The sequence below is a fragment of the Shewanella sp. SM74 genome (assembly GCF_025653725.1).
Classification (GTDB): Bacteria; Pseudomonadota; Gammaproteobacteria; order Enterobacterales; family Shewanellaceae; genus Shewanella; species Shewanella oncorhynchi.
Window position 1 is genome coordinate 128,119 of record NZ_JAKKRZ010000002.1, and the last position, 19,580, is coordinate 147,698.

The following is a 19,580-nucleotide window of genomic DNA, read 5'->3' on the forward strand; positions in this document are numbered from 1 at the left end:
AAATATCTTGCGTGTAAACCATATCTCGCGTGTAAATCTTAGGCGTACAGGACCTTTCAATCTCAGTATGGCGAGCACTGCCGTGCAAGAAAAACGAGCGATGTCAGCCATTTTTAAACGACTAAAAACATCACTCACTATTTTTAGCTACCTACGGCAATTAGAAATGACGACTCAATATTGAGGTCATACATGACTTAGGCTTTATCACTCAAATTTTACCGAGTAGAAGGAGTATAACGAGGATCAATACTACCAAACCTAATCCACCGCTCGGGCCGTACCCCCAGCTCTTACTGTGTGGCCAAGTCGGAGCCACACCGATCAGCATCAGAATCAAAACCACTAATAATATTGTTCCTATACTCATGAGAGTCTCCTAGACATTATGGATATAACTCGAACTAGAAATCTTAATCAATATGACTAAGATCCTTTTAAATACCCACATTAAGCTGCCAAACTTTATGCTTAAGGTGCTTACTTAATTGTAAAAGCCGCTGACATCAACTGTGTTTGTCGGCATCCTTAGCCGCTTCTTTTACATTACCAATTGCTTTTTGAGTTTTACCTTTTATCTGTTTCTGAACCCCTTTCATCTGCTGTTTCGGGTTGCCAACGATCTCACCAATTTTTTGCTGCACTTTGCCTGCTGCGTCTTTTATTGAACCTTCTATCTGGTCTTTGTTCATGGTCAATTTCCTTTTGTTGTTGATATAACATCTAAATAATAATGAGCGCTAACAATCAGCTATGAGCTATTGTTCATTTTTAGTAAATAGCGTTTAGTAAACATTTAAATATTTTTAGTAAAAATCTTAGTTGGTAAATATCAGTAAAGCGACATAGAAATTAGGCTAAAATTAATTCCGCGGTGTTTTCATAAAATTGTGTGACTGGCTCCACATCAATCATACCGTGTCAACTTAGGTATTAATGCTACAATATGACATTGGTTTAAATAGGAAAATATTTTGTAGCAATCTTGAATTTTATCTTAAGTATAAATTGTGGCGATCATTTTATTTACTGAAATTTAGTATTAACCATGACTGAATTCCATTATTTAATTACCTAGTGATTTTCCAACTAAACGACATCCTAATGATGAGCCACAACATCAAAATAAATAACATAAAATATCTTATTAAGATAAAGCTTACCCATTAAAGGCATATCAATCTAAACTCTGTATCCAATTTATAATTTATCTAAAAGTGTGTCTGTGCGATAACGTACACATTATAAATATTTTAATCCGCAATTTAACTTAAAACACAATGAAACATCAGCTGATACCTAATGTAGCTACATTTTGGTATGTCATCGATGCCATTAAAAATATGTATATGAGTGTTCAGTGGATAAACTCAGAAGGAACTAAGAGGTATAACGCTAAAACGTTAAAATGGTCTAGAGGTGTTCATATCCTCTTGTAGAGCTTAAAAAAACACAGCTGGTAGTCTAAGGTTTTTAGCACCAACTAGCCTCTACTGCTGATTTTTTCAATAATGCTTCTATATTCACAAGAAGAACACGATAACCTACGTTACCATAAAATATTTGTCTACCTTCGTCGATAATAAAGCTTGGACTGCCTTGTAGATTTTGTTGTGTTGACTTTTGATAGTTGCTCATTAATGCGGCTATAGCTGAACCATCATGAACGCTTGAGATGATTATTTTCTGTTCCAGCCCATAGAAATCAACCAGATCATAAAGTATTTCAAGCTTACCAATATCCAATGCGTCGATAAAAAATGCACTCCGAAATTTCAATGCCATATCGATACTGGTGTTTTTGTCATAGATAAGTTCAATGGCTTTAAGCACTAAATGAGCATTGGCCGACGTTGTCGGTCTGACTTCTGTCCATATTTTTGAGTTTGTGGGAACGTCATCACGGATAGATGCAGATTTATGTACATGCTCAGCAAAACCATTATATTGACCTTTCTGTTTCCATTGCGTCTCAATTTTTGTTTGAACATCACCAAATACATCAAGATAATGATATTTAAAATGAATTTTATTTTCTAACTTTTTATTTAACTCCTCAATACGTTGTTGTGCAACCCAAGCCCACACACAAAGAATATCAGAGTAGTAATCAATGATCAGGGGTTGATTCATGTTAATCCTTAATAAGGTGGCAGTTTAAGTCATACACTCTAGTTTCAAGGCTAATCAATAATTATTGTGATGGCAGATCTACTTGTTACCCACATGAAGTCAAGATTTCAATATCTGAACTACAGAATAAATACCGAGGCTACACCGAGTAATAGGTACAAGGATGTGATTTTTAACAGGCATACTAGAAGTCATCAATTTGTTTCATGTTACGTGCCAGCAATCGCTTTTCAGCTTCTTCAAGGGACAGTATATTGCTAAGAAATTCAGTTACGGAAGGTGCAGAACTGCAATTTTGTAGATATTCAAACAGCCCTACAATATTTTTATGATACTCAAGTGTGGCCATCGCTATTTCATCCGTATCCATCCTCTTAAACGGATGTTCACCTATGGTTTTAAAAGGAATAGCGGTTTTTTCATAATAATGCCGACAATAAGTGTTAAGTGCATTGCTATTGCCATTATCTTCGAACTGTCTGATAACCAGTGCCATTTTTTGCTCGTGGGCTGAAATATACTCTAACAGTAATCCGCTTCTTTCGCTATCATTTGTAAGTGCGCAATGTGCCGCAAATGCATGCAGCTGTTGGTGTATATTTCTAGTCCATTGCATAACATCATAAAGCGTTTCTATTTGCATATTATTCTCCTCAAAACGGGAGTCCTTGGTCTTTACTGTGAAAAATTAATCACTTTTCTATGCATTGATGAAAGTAAACTTACTAAACAAGCCCATATTTACTATGACATTATGTCTCATTAAAAGTGCAGTTTTGAAATGATTATTAACTAAATAGTCAAACGCTGATGTCTATTATTAATAGATATGAATTATTGACAACTTGTCATCAACATAAAATACTTTATAGGTCTAACAACGGCTTAATCTATATAACATCTGGTCTTTAGCTTAAAAAGCTGGCGATAAGCCACAACCTTGTAATAAGGCTAATGGCATGAGTATACCTATATTTTTCTATTGACTCTGTTCGTTGCCGCACTGATTGTTGACAATACAATGCGCACAAGAAAGAAGGAAAACTACCAATACAATATGTTGCCATTTCATAACTTGATTGAAGGACATCATCTTCCCGTTTTCAATTAATAACAGCATTGGATTTGGGAACGAACCATAGGTGAGTTAGCCCAATATTTACCGATGTCAGTACTGAGTCGTTAATACACACTAAACGAGCCATCAAAATATTGGGAATAACAATAATAGAAGATATAAAAGGAGTCACCGATAACTCGGCTACTCCTTTTATTTAGCGGAAAATTTAAAAGCGGTAATTAAAACTCAGGGTCACATTACGTGGGGTTCCATAGTGATACACACTATATGCTTCGGACATTGAGGCTGAGGCAGACATATAAGCATAGTATTTTTCATCTAATAGGTTCTCTACGTTAAGTTGCAGATCCATATTGTCAGTGAAGTTATAACGAGCCATCAGGTTGACTAAAGAGTAAGCATCCTGATCGATTTTTACTGTCCCCCCTTCAGAGTAACTATCACTCTGCCAGTTAATACCACCACCCACGGTCAATTCAGGCAGGTAATCAACAAACTGATAAGTTGTGAATAGTTTAAACTGTTTGCGAGGGCTAGTAGTCGCCACTTTTTTTCCGTCAGCATCTTCCGCTGTAAACTGCGAATAGCCAGCCGTGATATTCCACCCATCGATAAACTCCCCCACCACTTCTAACTCAAAGCCTGTACTCTCAGTACCTTGAGCAGCTTTGTAATAAGTGGTTGGAGTACCGTCAACAATGATAGTCCCAGCGGCTGTTGCCAGATTATCCTGTTCAATCTTAAACAGTGCCACAGCAGTGTGCAGACTATCATCTAGATAAGCGCTCTTTAAACCAATTTCATAGGCTTTACCTTCGAGTGGATCTAAATAATCACCGTTAATATCCTTACTGTTCTGCGGATTAAATATTTCGGTATAACTGGCGTAAACACGATGCTCTTCGTTTATGTCATACAAGGCGCCAACATAAGGAACGAACACGCCATCATCACCAAAGTTAGTATCAGTACCATAACTGATCCCTTCGCGATTCCAACTAGAAATACGGCCACCGGCAATCACTTTTAAATCATCGGTAATTGTCAGCCGCGTTGCTGCGTAGAAACCTTTCTGCTCGGTATCCATATTCAACTGGCGATTGGCATTTGTTGACCATTCAGGCTCTTCAAAGGCGTTGCTTTGCCAATCATAAAAGTTTTCAACTGCCTTTGAGTCCCAGCCCGTCATATTCTCACGGATGGGTTCATAGGTATCTGCATAGGATTTCTGTTTGCTGTATAAGGCACCAGTCACAAATTGATGCTCACGGTTAAAGAGTTGGTAATCGCCTTTCAACTGAAAATCGAAATTATCAGAGTTACTTTCACCATGGCTGTGATAACGCTGGCCGCTCAATCCTGCACCGGTTTCTTTATTCAGCAAGCCAGACATATAGATCATTTTGGTGGTGGTTTCATATTCCATGCGATTATAGTTCGCCACCAACTGCCAATCATTGCTGAAATAATGGTTCAAGTTAGCAAAATAGTTGATGTTAGTCGTTTCCCAACGGCTCCAATCTGCCGCTGTTGTAGTAGAAACATCCCAATCAGTAGCCGAACCATCGCTGAATACTGCTGGTAACGCACCCCACATCGCTCCTTTGGGGTTGTTGTTATTGTAACTACCGCCGACGCGCAGCATAGTGTTGTCAGTAATGTCTGAATCAATTACGCCGTAAAGAATGGTCTTACGGTCTTGATAAAGATCCTGATAAGAATCGCTATTGACATATTTCGCGACCATGCGACCGCGCACACTGCCACTGTCGTTGAGGCCATTAGAAACATCTGCGGTAACTTGTTTTTTATCCCAGCTACCCGTAGCAACATCAACATAGCCCTTAAGTTCGTCACTGTCGGCATGTTTGCGCACTAGGTTGATTGAAGCAGAAGGATCCCCTGCTCCCGTTAGTAAGCCAGTTGCACCACGCACCACCTCTACACGCTCGTACAGAGAGATATCTGACACAGTCTCACCTGCATCGCCCCCCAAACTCCAAGATAAAGGTACGCCATCGATCTGGTAATTCTGAACCGCAAAACCACGGGCCATAAAGCCATTTCGAACGTTATCTGTTTTAGATGAAGACAAACCTACTGTGTTATTAACCACATCAACAACGGTATTGAGTGCCTGATCCTGGATCCGTTCGGCGGTCAAGATGCTCACTGACTGTGGCGTTTCCTGCAGTGACAGCCCTAAACCTGTGGCGGTATCAATGGTTCGACTCACAGTGTACTTGCCCATCACTGTTATTTTTTCAATATTTTGATCATTTGCATCTGCTGCAGAAGACGGCTCTGCAGCCAAAACTGACAAAGGGTTTAATGCCAAAGTAATGGCAGACGCGAGAGGTAGTAGATAAAAGCGCATAGTAATTTAGGGAGTTTATTTAGGATGAACATACGGTAACACTATTGCGAATCACTTTCATTTGGATTTTGGTGATATATATAACAAATTCATCATTTATTAATGAGGAATAAACGTCTCCGTTGTGTTTATGCCTTCAAAAGTGAGCGTTTACGGTGAAAAAGGTTATTCTTTACCCGTATTCGGTTAATCATTCTTAATCTACGCCACTAAAAGCGACCCTGAGATTATTACTCCATAGGATCGCCATTAGTGTTTAGTTTTTATCTCATCAGTGTGTCTGTACTATTAGCTCGGCAGGCAGAGGCCACTTTGCCACTTGCCACTCACCTTGCCAATTCTCTATCGATATCCACAGACTATCTGCGGAAGTTAGCGTCTTAGTTGCGATGGCGTGTACGTGTTGGCCATGCTTATTACCGTGCAAAATACCATTCTCACTGCGCTGTAAATCTGCTATTGGCAAAGCCTGCGTTCCAATATTGGCATAGCCTTGGCGTATATTACCTACCTCACCTTTTTCAAAAACCAACATGAAATCTTTCACATAGTCATCATGATGCACATAGGGTGCTTTTAGATCTAAGGGTAAAGGGGCTATTTTAAATTCACCTAACTCTTGAGCCTGCCAGGCCGGTGGAAATGTAGGTGTTAGCGACTGATACAAAAACAATAGAGGGAGCAATAGAATAAACCCACTCAGTTTATATTTATTTTTTTGCCAAAAAGTTGAATGAATGAAAGCCATTAACGTACCTCCTCTAACCTATCTGCCACAGTACTGGGGGATTCCATTTTTTTAATTGCACGCACATTACGCAGTCCCCACATCATAAATCCCGTGATTGACATACCCGATAGGATCACCCCAAAAATAAACCAAATGATTTTTGTCCAGATACCACCTAAGGTACCGTAATGCAAAGGATCTGCGATATGCATTAGCGTTTGTATCCCTGTCATCGTCTCGGGTGATGTCGTTTTTGCAATCTCCCCCGTCCAAGGGTTAATGCTGAGGTTGTAAGAATACTGATCGTAAAAAATGTGATCGCCGCTACCACTCAGATGATACATGTCACGATTATGCTCGGGTTTCATCACATAGCTTGGTTGAAAGTCTGGAAAGTGCGTTTGCGCTAATGTTAAGGCTTGTGCAAATGACACGCTTGGATCTGCGGGATTCACATCACCCTTTTGGATAAAGGGCAATTGCTCAGCAGCAACCAATGGCGCATGTGGCTCAATATCAATATCAGCATGCCAAAAAATGGCTTGGACTAAATACCATAATCCGGTAACGGCCATAATCGCGATAAACCAAATAGACCACACACCAGACAATTTATGCAAATCGGCCAATAGTGTCTTTTTACCTTGACTCACTCGCAATTTCGGAGCAAAAAAACTTCGCCAAAAACGTTTATAAACAATGAGTCCCGTCACTAAAGACGCGAGCATAAACAGCGCCATCGAACAGACAAGGTAATAGCCCAAGCTGTAACCGCTTTGCCAAGGAAATAATAACCAAGCATGTAAAGATCTGATAAAGCCGGCAAATGTCATGCCTTCATTAATCTGTTGGATCTCACCAGTGTATTGATTGACATAGGCCATGGCATAGGGTTTATCAGCGTCACTGAACATGATCACATTGACCATATACGGTTCTAAGGTCATAGCACCAGAGACTGCCGCACTTGGGTAGGCTTCCTCAACAATCGTCATCAATTCACTAACCGGTTTTACGGGTAAATCATTAGGGTTCAACGCCCTCGATGCAGGATTCGTTAACCAAGTGATCTCATGACTCAGTACCGCAATCGTCCCCGTCAAGCAGATAAAACAAAATAACAACCAAATTGGGAGCGACACCCAACCATGCAACATAAACCAGAATCGGTTACTGATCTTCGCCATTTGTGACTTTCCTAACACTTATCGTATTTCGCGAGTGTAAAGGTAATGCAAATTGTTATCAATACGATGTACTGGGAATTGTTTTCAATTAGAATGCCGGTCACAAAATACTATGATGGGGAATCATGATGGATAAAACCTTGTTAGCAGCGCTCATTTCGAGCCTATTGTTAGCGCCGAGTTCCTACGCCGACGAAACTCAATCAGACGCAGACGCCAATATCGAAGTGATCAGTATTAAAGGTAGTCGTTTAGATAAAGCTGCTACAGCAACGGGCTTACCCTTAACACTGAGAGAAACGCCGCAGTCAGTGACGATTATAGATCAAGAATTTATTCAGAGTTTTTCTCTTAACAATGTTGCTGACTTAATGTTTTTAACACCGGGTATTTCTGCACAGAAAGCAGAAACTAACCGCTACTTTTTCAGTGCCCGTGGTAATCCAATCACTAACTTCCAATTTGATGGTGTGCCCGTTAACTATTCTAGTTTCTTCAATGATGCTTCGACCGATACGGTTATCTTCGATCGAGTAGAAGTGGTTCGTGGTGCAACCGGATTATTAACGGGTGCAGGAGAACCCTCGGCCGCCATCAACCTCATTCGTAAACGTCCAAAATCTTCACCAGGAGGTTACCTCAGTGCAAAAGTAGGTTCATGGGACAGTTATCGTGTAGAAGGTGATAGTTCAGTGGACATAACAGAAGATGCCGATGTCCAAGCACGTTTTGCCGCCGCCTATGAAAAATCAGATAGTTTTACCGATCTAGCCGAAGATGAAAATCTGCAAATTTATGGCGTCGTTACTGCAAGATTAAGTGATAGCACATTATTCACTTTGGGCGCGGACTATAGTGACCGCGATCCTAAAGGCTCCACTTGGGGAGCGCTGCCACTGTTTTATGCCGACGGCAGTTTAGCGAGTGACCTTCCCCGTTCGACGACCACTGCAGCATCTTGGTCTAGTTGGAAACGCCATGGTGCGAACGTTTTTTCTACTTTAGAACACAACTTTGATAATAACTGGGAACTCAAACTCGACATAGAACATCGTGAGGATAAGATGGATGGGCACTTGCTATATTTATATGGCTCCCCAGATAAAATCACAGGTTTGGGGATGAGTGCATTGCCTATGATTTACCAATCAACCCGTAAGCAAGATGCGGCGCGAATATTTGCTTCAGGGCCATTCGAACTATTGGGTCGAGAACATAAACTAACAACCGGGCTACTCTATTCAAAACAAGATATTAGCGCCGACTCTTACTACACCACAGATGTTTTAAGCGTAGGCAATTTCTTTGAGTGGGATGGCTCGATTGCAGAGCCAAATTATCCATCGATTCCCACCAATGAAGAGACTGAAGAGATCCAAAAAGGTGCCTATATTGCTACCCAACTCAATTTGCACGATCAGGTCACACTGCTGTTAGGAAGCCGTATCAGCCAATATAAAGTCGATCCAGGTTATGAGCACAATGATGTCATTACGCCGTATGCGGGATTGATTTACGATATCAGTGACAGTGTGTCGATTTATACCAGTTACACTGAGATTTTTCAGCCTCAAGATGCCAAAGATGCTAATAACAAACGCTTAGACCCGACAACTGGCAATAATATTGAACTTGGCAGTAAAGCCGATTTTTTCGACGAAAAACTAACCGCCAGTGTTGCAGTGTTTAAAGTTCAAAAGGAAAATGTGGCGGAAAAAGATCCTAACATTAAAGACCCACTTCCTGATGGTAGCTTTCCAATGCGCGCTGTGGATGGCACCAGTAACCGTGGTTTTGAAATGGAACTAACGGGTAGACCCACAGAGGATTGGGATCTGTACTTCAGTTACACCTACAGTGAATCTGAAAAAGCCGATGGTTCGGCCTTTGGCACACATTTGCCTAAAAACTTAGTACGCTTATCTTCGCTCTATCACTTTGATGGCGCTCTAGAAGATCTCACATTAGGTGGCAACTTAAGCTGGCAGAGCAAGATTTATGTAGAAAACGCGGGGCCTAACGGCGAAAGCTCTGAACAAGCCAGTTATTTCCTTACCAATCTTATGGCAAGTTATCAACTCACTGATGATGCGATTGTTCGTTTGAATATTCGAAACTTGTTTGATGAAAAGTACTACTCTAGTATCGATTTCTACAATCAAGGTTTTTTCGGCGAACCGCGAAATGTCGAACTTAGCCTGAGCTATAATTTTTAGTCTAATTGTTAATCGCCAATACCGCGCATCACTTTTATGCGCGGTATACCTAAAGCTAAACTATCCTGCGTTAAAACAGCATCAGGTAAACTTCAATGGATTAACCCTTTGGGCTCAGGGGGATAATCCATTACAATGAAGTCCATTTTGAGTTCGTAAAACAGATGTTCCGCCTATGCCTAAGTCTCACACCCACATGCATCAACATTTGCAGATGCCACATGCTAAATTAGATCTGCAAGCTCTAGCGGGCACCCTTGCCTTTGAGCAAGTGACCATTATTGGTAATGCTTCTGGCGATTGGCAACCTGCGACCACAGGTACGACATTTATTTTTAACGGTACTCAATGGGCTGAAAACAGCAATGCAAATAATCAGATAGTAAATATCGCCAACGGTGGTTTTGCTGAATCAAAATATGCTTTTGTAGTACAAGGTCATCCACAAAGTGGTCTGCTTACCCAAGCCTTGACACAAGTTGCGATTGAATTAACGCCTCAGCTTGGTTGCTGGCCTTCATCTGGCTTAACCACAATAGTATTGATGCAGCAATTGTCTCAGCATGTGCAAGTGCAGCGGATGTCGCTGTTTCCGAGTTTATCAAGACCAAGTGATTTACCGCTTGAAGACCACTTACCTTGCATGGTGCATAATTGGTTAGGCGAACGACGGATTGCCCAGGCTTTGGTACCATCGCTCGACTGGCCTGAATTTAGCTTAGCGTCCGTATTTTTACCTCGCCTATCCGCAATAAACCAAATGCAACCATGCCAAGTCGCACCTAGGATAAACGCAGGTAATCCCTTTGATTTACTTGAGCGTTTACAGGAGTCGAGCTTATTAATCGCAGATGCGCTAAATCCAGCCACGCGGCAGATGCAACTTGAATGGCTAATCACACTGGCGCATACACACATCAACATTTGGCAGCAATTTGCTCATCCTAGCCAGCTCATCAATGCTGAAGCTTTATTTTTCAACCACATGCCAGAATCAAAACCTAGCTATTGGTATTTAATGGATATTCAGGCATCTCAATATCTTGATGCGATTCGCCATAGTTTGGCCTATTGTTGGCAAACGTTGTCGACTAAGCACGCGAGCTTATGATTGGCAATCAGTCTTCAAACGGCTCGTGACCCTCCCCCTGTCCACTACCATTCGCATTCAAAACACATTCAAAATACCTAAGGCGAATGTCGTTTTACATTTTGCCTTGCCCTCTAGCGACGCTAAATTAACCTCTGTTCAAATGCATGACTCAAAACGTCAACACACCCTAGTTAAGGGGATTTTTACCCAATGCAATCCCCAGCGGTTCAAAGTAATTGATCAGTGCCTGAAAAATCACTTGTCTGTGGGCCTCATCGGGATAAGCCCCCTTCTTTGCCATCGCTGAAAAACGGGTTCCCGACACTAAATACGGATTCGAAATATCAGTATAGGATTCAATACAGGCTTCAAATGCTCGCGCCATCATCTCCGTTGGCCGAGAGAAGTACTGCATCCCATGTTTTTTATCTAATGCAATCGCTCGGCGAACATAATCATGGGGCTCATCACCCTGTCCACTCAACAATGTCACTATGAAGATCTCAGATAATCGAGCATTTAATGGATGCTCTATGATGGGCAGATCGGATAGCCAAAGATCGCTCGCACACTGAAACCGCTTATTAGTAGGTTTGAATGATTTAGCGGCAATATAATGGTCAAACGCATGCCAAAACTCATGGGCTAAAGCACCTGCACCTGCATTTTTAGCCAATGCCAACTCTCGGGTCGCGGGTGCATAATGGGCCTGAACGCCCTTTTGACCGCCATGACCAAAGGCCAGGCTGACGGTTTCCCGCAGCCCTAAAGTCAAAGGTGGCAATTTTAAGATAAAGGCCAGATCGGCGAGCGAATCAAACACTAAATCCGCAGCAATGCGCGATTCATCCCGCGTCACCCAGCGGCCAACACGCACATGGCTAAAACCAAAGGTTTGTTTAATATCAAGAAAAGTGACTTGCTCACCAAATCGATAATCGGGTCCATGGCGGTTATATTGCTGATTGATTAACACGGCTTCCCTTGAACCCTATGACAGTGAGAGACAAATTAAGCTGGCTATTTTAGGTGAAAATGCACAGGAACAAAACGCTGCATTAAGTGCAATATCAAGTTAAGAATAGGAGCCAAGCAGCGCTTACTCTTGGTTTGGTATCGCGATGCTTAGATTTCGTCAACCATTGGGTTCGCTAAGCTTTAGCCGTTAATATCACATCATCCCAAACCACGACACGATTTCGCCCCGTAGTTTTAGCGTGGTACAAGGCTTTATCGGCCTCGGCCACCAGCTTTTCAGCATCTGAACGGCACTGACTCCCGATTTCAATCGGTGAAGGCACAGACTGAAGCGCTAAAATACCGCTGTTTTCTTCGATGGCATGATGAGTAATTACAGGTGTTAACGCACTCACTCCTGCCGAAAATTGATAGTGAAAATCGGCGACTATCGCTGAAATATCTTCATTCGCAAGCGCTAACATCATACGCGTCACAATTTTCTGCGCGACATCGACCGACGTTTCTGGCAGTAATAGCGCAAATTCCTCACCGCCGAAGCGACCAAAGATATCGTATGGGCGCGTGCGAGCACTGATAAATTGGGTAAAATGCTGCAGTATCTTGTCACCCACTTGATGCCCATAGCGATCATTAACGAGTTTAAAATAATCGATATCCATCATGACAAGGCACAAAGGTAACTGTAGACGACTCAAGCGTTTGATTTCATGCTCTAACTGCTGGAAAAAATGCCGTCGATTAGCAATACCGGTTAATTCATCGGTGAGTGCGAGTCGATTCAACTCAGTCTGCGCATTCCTTAGGGCAAATTCGACCTGTTTTAACTGGGTAATATCGGTGCAAACAATGACCATATCGCCATTGTGATAAACCTGCTCAGAAAGTTGCAACCAGCTACCGTCGACCAGATCCACTTCAAAACGTCGAAAAGCTGATTTACGTTGATTCGCATGAATAAGTTCAAGCCATTCCTCTATGGTTTCATGATCAATTTTAGGCCCTTGCTTATGGGTAAAGGCAAAGTGCATCATGTCGTCAAAATGCCGGCCAGCCATGTCTTGATCAACAAAACCAAACATTTTCGCAAAGGTATGGTTATAAAAGATAAAATGATTGTGCTTGTCCAAAACAGCGAGGCCATTCTCGCTTAGCCGTAAGGCTTCGGTTAAAAAGGGGTAAACAGACTCAAGAGATTCTTTTTCCATCGATTATTCCTAGCAATGACGCTTTTAGAGAAGATCTCCGACATGTTTAGATTAGCAGCGTTCTACACTAATCACAGCGTCTTTGTCTTTACCCCCATATTACCGCAACGGGATTGGCTCTACCGCGATATAAATCCCACACATTCGGCAAATAAGCTTTAAAAATCAGATCCAATACTTTGATAATTTACGATTTTACGGCCAATTTACTGAGTTACAGTGGCGCGCGCATTTTTCACCAGAGGTATACGACAAAACATTAGATGCAGTCATGAAGCTTGAGCCCTGAAGAAGTTAGCCATGTTCATAAACTTAGAAACCCTAGGTTTCTACTCAACGTATCGGAGAGTAAATACCATCATGCTAAGCATGTGTGAGTCGTATCAGCAAACGCTAGATCCAAATAATTGAAGTGATAAGCTCTCAATAGTTGAAGTAAAATGTCAGCCTGTGTAATTTTCAAATACACTTTTATCCACTTTCAACATCCCACCAACAAAAATGCTCAATAACTTTATTTAACGATAACCCTCTGCCTTTCACAAAAACGCATAAATATTCTCATTTAATTCAAATTGGCTGTTGCAAAGGCTCATAAAAGCGGTTAGTTTAAATCCACTTATACGTCCGTAACAACGAATTCAACGCTCCACTGTATTTCGACCGCACTTTATTCGAACAGTTGAGCCAATAACGTTAAATACCGAGAGAGTAACATGAGCCCATTACTGAACGCTATCCACCACCATCACCACCATATGCGGTAGCCTTCGGACGCTCACTGCCGGAGGACTATATCCTTCTGGCGGACTGATTCAAGATGATCATAAACCCCTGGAAGGAATTCCGGGGGTTTTTGCATTTAGGCGTTAATTTCGGTTTTAATTTAAATAAAAAACTTTTAGATATTTAATAAATTATCAATACGTTAGCTAGATTTCTTAGCTAGGACCCATTGAATGGCAGGGCGTATTAAACCGATTAAACAACACTTTTTGAATCTTTTAATTTTGATACTTTTGAGCGAGATAACACTATGACTGAATCGAACCGTTTACGCATCGCCATCCAAAAATCTGGCCGTCTTTCTACTGACTCTCAGCAACTGCTAAAAAGCTGTGGTGTTAAATTTTCCATTAATGAACAACGTCTTATCGCTCACGCTGACAATATGCCTATCGATTTACTGCGCGTTCGTGATGACGATATTCCAGGATTGGTGATGGACGGCGTGGTTGATATGGGGATCATCGGTGAAAACGTGCTCGAAGAGGAACAAATCGAGCGTCAAACCCTGAACAAACCCGCAGAGTGCCTAAAACTGCGTCAGTTAGATTTCGGATCATGTCGCCTCTCGTTAGCCGTACCAACAGAATTCAGTTACGCCGATGCCTCCTCTTTAGAAGGATTACGCATCGCCACGTCTTACCCGAACCTGCTGCGCCGTTTTATGCAGCAAAAAGGCATAACTTATCGCGACTGTATGTTAAAAGGTTCGGTTGAAGTCGCCCCGCGTGCTGGCCTTGCCGATGGGATTTGTGATCTCGTGTCGACGGGGGCCACCTTAGAGGCCAACGGTTTATACGAAACCGAAGTGATTTACCGCTCTATGGCCTGCATCATTCAATCGACCCAAACTCAATCGCCGACTAAACAAGCACTCATCGACAAAATTCTGTCCCGCGTCAACGGCGTTATCCGCGCCCGTGAGAGCAAATACATACTGCTACACGCGCCAACCGAAACCTTAGATCAAATCGTCGCCCTACTGCCCGGCGCGGAAAACCCAACCGTATTGCCATTAAATGATGATACTAACCGCGTTGCTATCCACGCCGTCAGTACCGAAGATTTGTTCTGGGATACCATGGAACAGTTGACCGCACTCGGTGCCAGCTCGATTCTGGTAATGCCAATCGAAAAAATGATGGGGTAATGTATGGAAATCCTAACTTGGTCAACCTTATCAACCGCCGAGCAAAAAACGGCGCTGAAACGCTCGCCTTTAATTGGTGACAGCGGCTTAGAGCAAAGCGTTCGCGCCATTATCGATGCAGTGGCAACGCGGGGTGATGCCGCCATTGCCGAATTTAATCAAAAGTTTGATGGCTTCAATAGCGCGACCAAAGATTTAAATGGACAAGGAAGTGGCGAGCTGCGCATGGGTGAAGCCGAGATTGCAGCGGCAAGCGCACAGGTATCACCAGAGCTTAAAGCGGCGATCGCCAAAGCCATGGCGAACATAGATGTGTTTCACAGCGCCCAGCAATTTCGCCCGATTGATATGGAAACCGAGGCGGGAGTACGCTGCGAGCTACGTAACGAACCGATTGAAAAAGTGGGTTTATATATTCCTGGTGGCAGTGCGCCATTAATTTCTACCGTGATGATGCTCGCCCTGCCCGCCAAGATCGCCGGCTGCGAACAAAGAGTATTGGTCAGCCCACCGCCGATCAACGATGCCATTATCTATGCAGCCAATGCCTGTGGGATCACTGAGATCTATCAAGTAGGCGGTGCGCAGGCCATTGCGGCACTGGCCTTTGGCACAGAAACGATTCCCGCGGTCGATAAGATTTTTGGTCCTGGTAATCGCTATGTGACGGAAGCTAAACGTTTAGTGTCACAGGATGGTCGCTGCACTGTGTGTATCGATATGCCGGCAGGTCCTTCTGAGGTGCTAGTGATTGCCGATAGCGATGCCAATTGCGAATTTATCGCCGCCGATTTGCTTTCGCAAGCGGAGCACGGCCCTGATTCGCAAGTGATTTTAGTGACAGATTCGCAAGCTATAGCCGATGGCGTAAATGATGCACTAACAAGACAACTCGCTGCCCTGCCGCGTTGTGATATAGCTACAACGGCACTACTGAGCAGTCGCACTTTTGTTGTGGACGATATGCTGCAAGCCGCGCAGGTTTCTAATCAATATGGGCCTGAGCACTTGATCATTCAAACGCGCTTTCCCCGTGAGGTGCTGAAAAACATTCGCGCCGCGGGCTCGGTATTTTTAGGCGCTTATACACCTGAATCTGTTGGCGATTATGCCAGTGGCACCAACCACGTGCTACCGACTTACGGTTACAGCCGCGCCGTGTCGAGCCTGTCATTAGCCGATTTTAGCCGCCGCTTTACCGTGCAGGAACTCAGCGCTAAAGGCTTAATCGGACTGGGGCAAGCTGTCATGACGTTAGCCAGCAACGAATTGCTCGATGCACACAAAAATGCCGTAACCATTCGTCTAGCTAGCCTAGAGAAATGATCCGCCTAGATCTTAAATGATTAGCGCTTAAGTGATTGAAAATAGAGCTGAGTGAAGAAAATGAGCCAAGTGAGCAGCATGGAAAAGACTACAGAACCCACAGCATTAACGGCATCAAAGTTAGCGCAATCGGCGTCGCTAAATTTAGCCGAGCGCCTAGCGCGCCCTGAATTACTGGATTTAACGCCCTATCAGAGTGCTCGCAGACTGGGCGGTCGTGGTGATATTTGGATCAATGCCAACGAATCGCCGTTCAATAATGTCGATACGGCAGCACTCGATTTATCAAAATTGAATCGTTACCCAGAATGCCAACCGCCGCAGCTTATCAATGCCTACAGCGAATACAGCGGCGTAAGCGCCAGCAAGATAGTCGCCAGCCGCGGCGCCGATGAAGCGATTGAACTGTTAATTCGCGCCTTTTGTATACCAGGCGTCGACAGCATTGCCTGCTTTGGCCCGACGTACGGCATGTATGCCATCAGCGCGAACACCTTTAATGTGGGCGTTAAAGCGTTAAATCTCAGTGCCGAATATGGCTTGCCGACAAGCTATGCCGAGGACGTTCACGGCGCAAAACTGGTGTTTATCTGCAATCCCAATAATCCGACTGGGACTGTGATCGACAAAGCCATTATCGAGCAAGCGATCAAAGCCCTGCCCGACGCGCTTGTGGTCATCGATGAGGCCTATATTGAGTTTTGCCCTGAATACAGTGTGGCGGATTTACTGGAAAGCTATCCGAATCTAGTGGTACTGCGCACCCTATCAAAAGCTTTTGCACTCGCCGGCGCACGCTGTGGTTTTATGCTAGCAAACGAGGCCGTAGTCGAAATTATTATGCGCGTGATTGCCCCCTATCCTGTGCCGCTACCCGTGAGTGAAGTCGCCACCCAAGCGTTATCAAGCGCTGGCGTTACACGGATGAAAGTGCAAGTTGCACAATTAAATGAGCAAGGCGCCAGACTCACCGCGGCGATCAGCGCTTATTGTTCAAAATCGAATAGCTCAGATTCTCGCGCACGCGTGCTTAAGCCTAACGGCAATTATGTGCTGGCTGAATTTGATGATGTCGCCAAGGTCGCAGCGTTACTGCAAGGAAGCGGTGTTGTCGCCCGCGCCTACAAAGACCCAAGGCTTGCCAAGGCTATCCGCTTTAGCTTTAGTTCAAAGGCGGATACCGATGTGTTAGTGAATTTATTTGAATCGCAACGCACTGATCAATCACCAGAAACGAATAATAAGTAACTGAACATAACGACTAATAAAACCAATAAAAAGCAAATGCTGCGCTGAAGGTAAAATCAGGTTAAGCATTAGCTAAACGAATTAAATTTGAAGGTAGAGCCATGAACCCACAATTTATCCCGAACGTTGCACAAAAAATTCTGTTTATCGACCGCGATGGCACCTTGATTGAAGAACCCGTCACCGACAAACAGGTCGATAGCCTGGCTAAATTAGTGTTTGAGCCACAGGTGATCCTCGCTTTGCTCCGTCTGCAAAAGGCGGGATTTCGTTTAGTCATGGTCAGCAATCAAGACGGCCTTGGCACACCGTCTTTCCCGCAGGAAGATTTCGACGCCCCCCACAATATGATGATGCAAATCCTCAAAAGCCAAGGGGTGAACTTTGAAGATGTGGTGATTTGCCCGCACTTTAATGATGAAAATTGCAGCTGCCGTAAACCTAAGCTGGGACTAGTAAAAGACTATCTCACCCAAGGCTGCATCGATTTCACCCAATCGGCGGTGATTGGTGATCGCGAGACCGATGTGGAACTGGGCAATGCCATGGGCATTAAAAGCCTGAAATATCAACGCGACACTTTGGGCTGGAACGCCATCGCCGATGCACTGCTCAATAAAGGCCGCACCGCGACGGTCGTGCGCACCACCAAAGAAACGGACATTCGTGTGACTGTGGATCTCGACAGCCCCGTTAAAGGCAAAATCGACACTGGTATTGGCTTTTTCGACCATATGCTCGATCAAATTGCCACCCATGGTAATTTTAGAATGGATGTGAAAGTCGATGGCGATTTAGAAATCGACGATCACCACAGCGTCGAAGACACTGCGCTAGCCATAGGTGATGCCCTGCGCCAAGCGCTCGGTGACAAACGCGGCATTGCCCGTTTCGGCTTTAGTCTGCCGATGGACGAAGCCAAGGGCGAATGCCTGCTGGATATCTCTGGCCGTCCTTTTATCAAGTTCTCAGCCGATTTTGAACGTGAGCATGTGGGCGAAATGGCCACTGAAATGGTGCCACACTTCTTCCGCTCCTTCGCCGATGGCCTGCGCTGTACGCTGCATGTGTCGACCGAAGGCGATAACGATCACCACAAGGTTGAAGCCCTGTTTAAAGTGCTCGGCCGCGCGCTACGCCAAGCGGTTAAAGTTGAAGGCGATATTCTGCCATCGAGCAAAGGCGTACTTTAAGGCATCAGCATAAATCGTTTAAGAGGTTAGGATGCAACAAGACACTCAATTAACAGCCGGCCAGCAATTAACAGCAAATGAATCGCCAGATGCTGAAACCGTCATCATAGATACGGGCTGCGCCAATTTAAGCTCAGTACGTTTCGCCTTCGAGCGTTTAGGCGCTAAGGTGTTGGTCACTGACGATAAAGCTAAAATCAAAGCGGCAAAACGTGTGGTGCTGCCGGGTGTAGGCACTGCGGGTGCCGCCATGGCGTCCTTACATGAAAAAGGCTTGGTCGAACTCATTCAAGGCCTGACTCAACCTGTGCTGGGCGTGTGCCTTGGCATGCAAATGTTGGCGGCAATTTCTAAGGAGCGCGGCGGAAAAGGTCAAGACTGCGAGTGCTTAGGCATAATCCCAACCGACATTTGTGAACTGGATACGCAGTTACTTAAAGCTGAAAGCTTACCTTTGCCACACATGGGTTGGAACCAACTTAAGCTCACGACAAACTCACAAGGCGCCAACAGCCCTAACGTTCACCCGCTGTTTGCAGGTATTGAAGATGGCAGTTATGTGTATTTCGTCCACAGTTACCGCGCGCCGTTAAGCGAATTTACCTTAGCCGAATGTACTTATGGTGAAGGCTTTAGCGCCGCCATCGGCAAAGGCAACTTTATGGGTGTGCAGTTCCACCCCGAAAAAAGTGCCGCCGTGGGCGCGCAAATTCTGCGTAACTTTTTACAGATGGACGAGTTACAGATGAACAAAGCGCTGCAAAGCAGCTCTGCTGATGGCCAAGCGGGTACAAAGAAGGCAGACCAATGAATAAATTACTTATTAAAAAACCAGTTACTAATAAATCACTTACAAACAAATCAATCAAGGATA

Annotated in this window: 16 protein-coding genes; 7 read left to right on the forward strand and 9 right to left on the reverse strand. The window is 43.9% G+C overall.

The genetic code is table 11. From position 1 onward, the window contains the following. Window positions 1-211 precede the first annotated feature (211 nt). The 7 genes from L5M49_RS02685 to L5M49_RS02715 all read right to left on the reverse strand — a co-directional run bounded on the left by L5M49_RS02685 (window position 212) and on the right by L5M49_RS02715 (window position 7,508). Complete coding sequence (locus L5M49_RS02685; RefSeq protein WP_301553935.1) at window positions 212-364, reverse strand: DUF3309 family protein; 153 nt, start codon at window positions 362-364, stop codon at window positions 212-214. A 142-nt stretch (window positions 365-506) separates the two neighbouring features. Further along, the gene (locus L5M49_RS02690) at window positions 507-692 is read right to left on the reverse strand and encodes a CsbD family protein (RefSeq protein ID WP_131524760.1); all 186 of its coding nucleotides are present in this window, start codon (window positions 690-692) and stop codon (window positions 507-509) included. Window positions 693-1,473: 781 nt separating this feature from the next. Further along, the gene (locus tag L5M49_RS02695; RefSeq protein ID WP_263265399.1) at window positions 1,474-2,133 is read right to left on the reverse strand and encodes a DsbA family protein; all 660 of its coding nucleotides are present in this window, start codon (window positions 2,131-2,133) and stop codon (window positions 1,474-1,476) included. A 184-nt stretch (window positions 2,134-2,317) separates the two neighbouring features. Then, on the reverse strand, window positions 2,318-2,776 hold the full coding sequence (locus tag L5M49_RS02700) for a hypothetical protein (RefSeq protein WP_263265400.1): 459 nt from the start codon (window positions 2,774-2,776) through the stop codon (window positions 2,318-2,320). A 643-nt stretch (window positions 2,777-3,419) separates the two neighbouring features. Next, entirely contained in the window at window positions 3,420-5,591 is a 2,172-nt protein-coding gene (locus L5M49_RS02705) for a TonB-dependent siderophore receptor (protein ID WP_263265401.1), read from the reverse strand. 271 nt (window positions 5,592-5,862) lie between these two features. Further along, window positions 5,863-6,339 carry a hypothetical protein gene (locus L5M49_RS02710; protein ID WP_105252512.1) on the reverse strand — a complete coding sequence of 159 codons (477 nt, stop codon included), beginning with the start codon at window positions 6,337-6,339 and terminating at the stop codon, window positions 5,863-5,865. After that, the gene (locus L5M49_RS02715; RefSeq protein WP_263265402.1) at window positions 6,339-7,508 is read right to left on the reverse strand and encodes a PepSY-associated TM helix domain-containing protein; all 1,170 of its coding nucleotides are present in this window, start codon (window positions 7,506-7,508) and stop codon (window positions 6,339-6,341) included. Before L5M49_RS02715 ends, L5M49_RS02710 begins: the two co-directional genes overlap by 1 nt. A gap of 128 nt (window positions 7,509-7,636) precedes the next feature. On the opposite strand from L5M49_RS02715, the gene L5M49_RS02720 reads away from it, so the two are divergent. Both L5M49_RS02720 and L5M49_RS02725 read left to right on the forward strand, forming a co-directional pair. Beyond that, window positions 7,637-9,724 (forward strand): TonB-dependent siderophore receptor, encoded by a 2,088-nt coding sequence (locus L5M49_RS02720; RefSeq protein ID WP_317630089.1) that lies wholly within the window; start codon window positions 7,637-7,639, stop codon window positions 9,722-9,724. A gap of 175 nt (window positions 9,725-9,899) precedes the next feature. After that, a complete protein-coding gene (locus L5M49_RS02725) occupies window positions 9,900-10,835 on the forward strand; it encodes a hypothetical protein (RefSeq protein ID WP_263265403.1) in 936 nt (311 codons plus the stop codon). Between the two features lie 169 nt (window positions 10,836-11,004). On the opposite strand, the gene L5M49_RS02730 is transcribed toward L5M49_RS02725, so the two are convergent. Both L5M49_RS02730 and L5M49_RS02735 read right to left on the reverse strand, forming a co-directional pair. After that, window positions 11,005-11,793: a CLCA_X family protein gene (locus L5M49_RS02730; protein WP_263265404.1), complete on the reverse strand. Its 789-nt coding sequence runs from the start codon at window positions 11,791-11,793 to the stop codon at window positions 11,005-11,007. A 175-nt stretch (window positions 11,794-11,968) separates the two neighbouring features. Next, window positions 11,969-13,003 carry a GGDEF domain-containing protein gene (locus L5M49_RS02735; RefSeq protein ID WP_168827133.1) on the reverse strand — a complete coding sequence of 345 codons (1,035 nt, stop codon included), beginning with the start codon at window positions 13,001-13,003 and terminating at the stop codon, window positions 11,969-11,971. 1,036 nt (window positions 13,004-14,039) lie between these two features. On the opposite strand from L5M49_RS02735, the gene hisG reads away from it, so the two are divergent. The 5 genes from hisG (at window position 14,040) to hisH (ending at window position 19,517) form a co-directional block, all read left to right on the forward strand. Next, complete coding sequence (gene hisG / locus L5M49_RS02740; RefSeq protein ID WP_105252639.1) at window positions 14,040-14,939, forward strand: ATP phosphoribosyltransferase; 900 nt, start codon at window positions 14,040-14,042, stop codon at window positions 14,937-14,939. Window positions 14,940-14,942: 3 nt separating this feature from the next. After that, complete coding sequence (hisD, locus tag L5M49_RS02745; protein ID WP_263265405.1) at window positions 14,943-16,265, forward strand: histidinol dehydrogenase; 1,323 nt, start codon at window positions 14,943-14,945, stop codon at window positions 16,263-16,265. A gap of 60 nt (window positions 16,266-16,325) precedes the next feature. Continuing rightward, window positions 16,326-17,513 carry a histidinol-phosphate transaminase gene (hisC, locus tag L5M49_RS02750; RefSeq protein WP_263265406.1) on the forward strand — a complete coding sequence of 396 codons (1,188 nt, stop codon included), beginning with the start codon at window positions 16,326-16,328 and terminating at the stop codon, window positions 17,511-17,513. A gap of 101 nt (window positions 17,514-17,614) precedes the next feature. Next, window positions 17,615-18,706: a bifunctional histidinol-phosphatase/imidazoleglycerol-phosphate dehydratase HisB gene (hisB, locus tag L5M49_RS02755; RefSeq protein ID WP_263265407.1), complete on the forward strand. Its 1,092-nt coding sequence runs from the start codon at window positions 17,615-17,617 to the stop codon at window positions 18,704-18,706. Window positions 18,707-18,737: 31 nt separating this feature from the next. Then, complete coding sequence (gene hisH, locus L5M49_RS02760; protein WP_263265408.1) at window positions 18,738-19,517, forward strand: imidazole glycerol phosphate synthase subunit HisH; 780 nt, start codon at window positions 18,738-18,740, stop codon at window positions 19,515-19,517. The last annotated feature ends 63 nt before the right edge of the window (window positions 19,518-19,580 follow it).

Bases quoted from the DNA above. Each gene is read 5' to 3' on its own strand.
- L5M49_RS02690 (WP_131524760.1), bottom strand. From the start codon at position 692: ATGAACAAAGACCAGATAGAAGGTTCAATAAAAGACGCAGCAGGCAAA.
- L5M49_RS02695 (WP_263265399.1), bottom strand. From the start codon at position 2,133: ATGAATCAACCCCTGATCATTGATTACTACTCTGATATTCTTTGTGTG.
- L5M49_RS02700 (WP_263265400.1), bottom strand. From the start codon at position 2,776: ATGCAAATAGAAACGCTTTATGATGTTATGCAATGGACTAGAAATATA.
- L5M49_RS02705 (WP_263265401.1), bottom strand. From the start codon at position 5,591: ATGCGCTTTTATCTACTACCTCTCGCGTCTGCCATTACTTTGGCATTA.
- L5M49_RS02710 (WP_105252512.1), bottom strand. From the start codon at position 6,339: ATGGCTTTCATTCATTCAACTTTTTGGCAAAAAAATAAATATAAACTG.
- L5M49_RS02715 (WP_263265402.1), bottom strand. From the start codon at position 7,508: ATGGCGAAGATCAGTAACCGATTCTGGTTTATGTTGCATGGTTGGGTG.
- L5M49_RS02720 (WP_317630089.1), top strand. From the start codon at position 7,637: ATGGATAAAACCTTGTTAGCAGCGCTCATTTCGAGCCTATTGTTAGCG.
- L5M49_RS02725 (WP_263265403.1), top strand. From the start codon at position 9,900: ATGCCTAAGTCTCACACCCACATGCATCAACATTTGCAGATGCCACAT.
- L5M49_RS02735 (WP_168827133.1), bottom strand. From the start codon at position 13,003: ATGGAAAAAGAATCTCTTGAGTCTGTTTACCCCTTTTTAACCGAAGCC.
- hisG (WP_105252639.1), top strand. From the start codon at position 14,040: ATGACTGAATCGAACCGTTTACGCATCGCCATCCAAAAATCTGGCCGT.
- hisD (WP_263265405.1), top strand. From the start codon at position 14,943: ATGGAAATCCTAACTTGGTCAACCTTATCAACCGCCGAGCAAAAAACG.
- hisC (WP_263265406.1), top strand. From the start codon at position 16,326: ATGAGCCAAGTGAGCAGCATGGAAAAGACTACAGAACCCACAGCATTA.
- hisB (WP_263265407.1), top strand. From the start codon at position 17,615: ATGAACCCACAATTTATCCCGAACGTTGCACAAAAAATTCTGTTTATC.
- hisH (WP_263265408.1), top strand. From the start codon at position 18,738: ATGCAACAAGACACTCAATTAACAGCCGGCCAGCAATTAACAGCAAAT.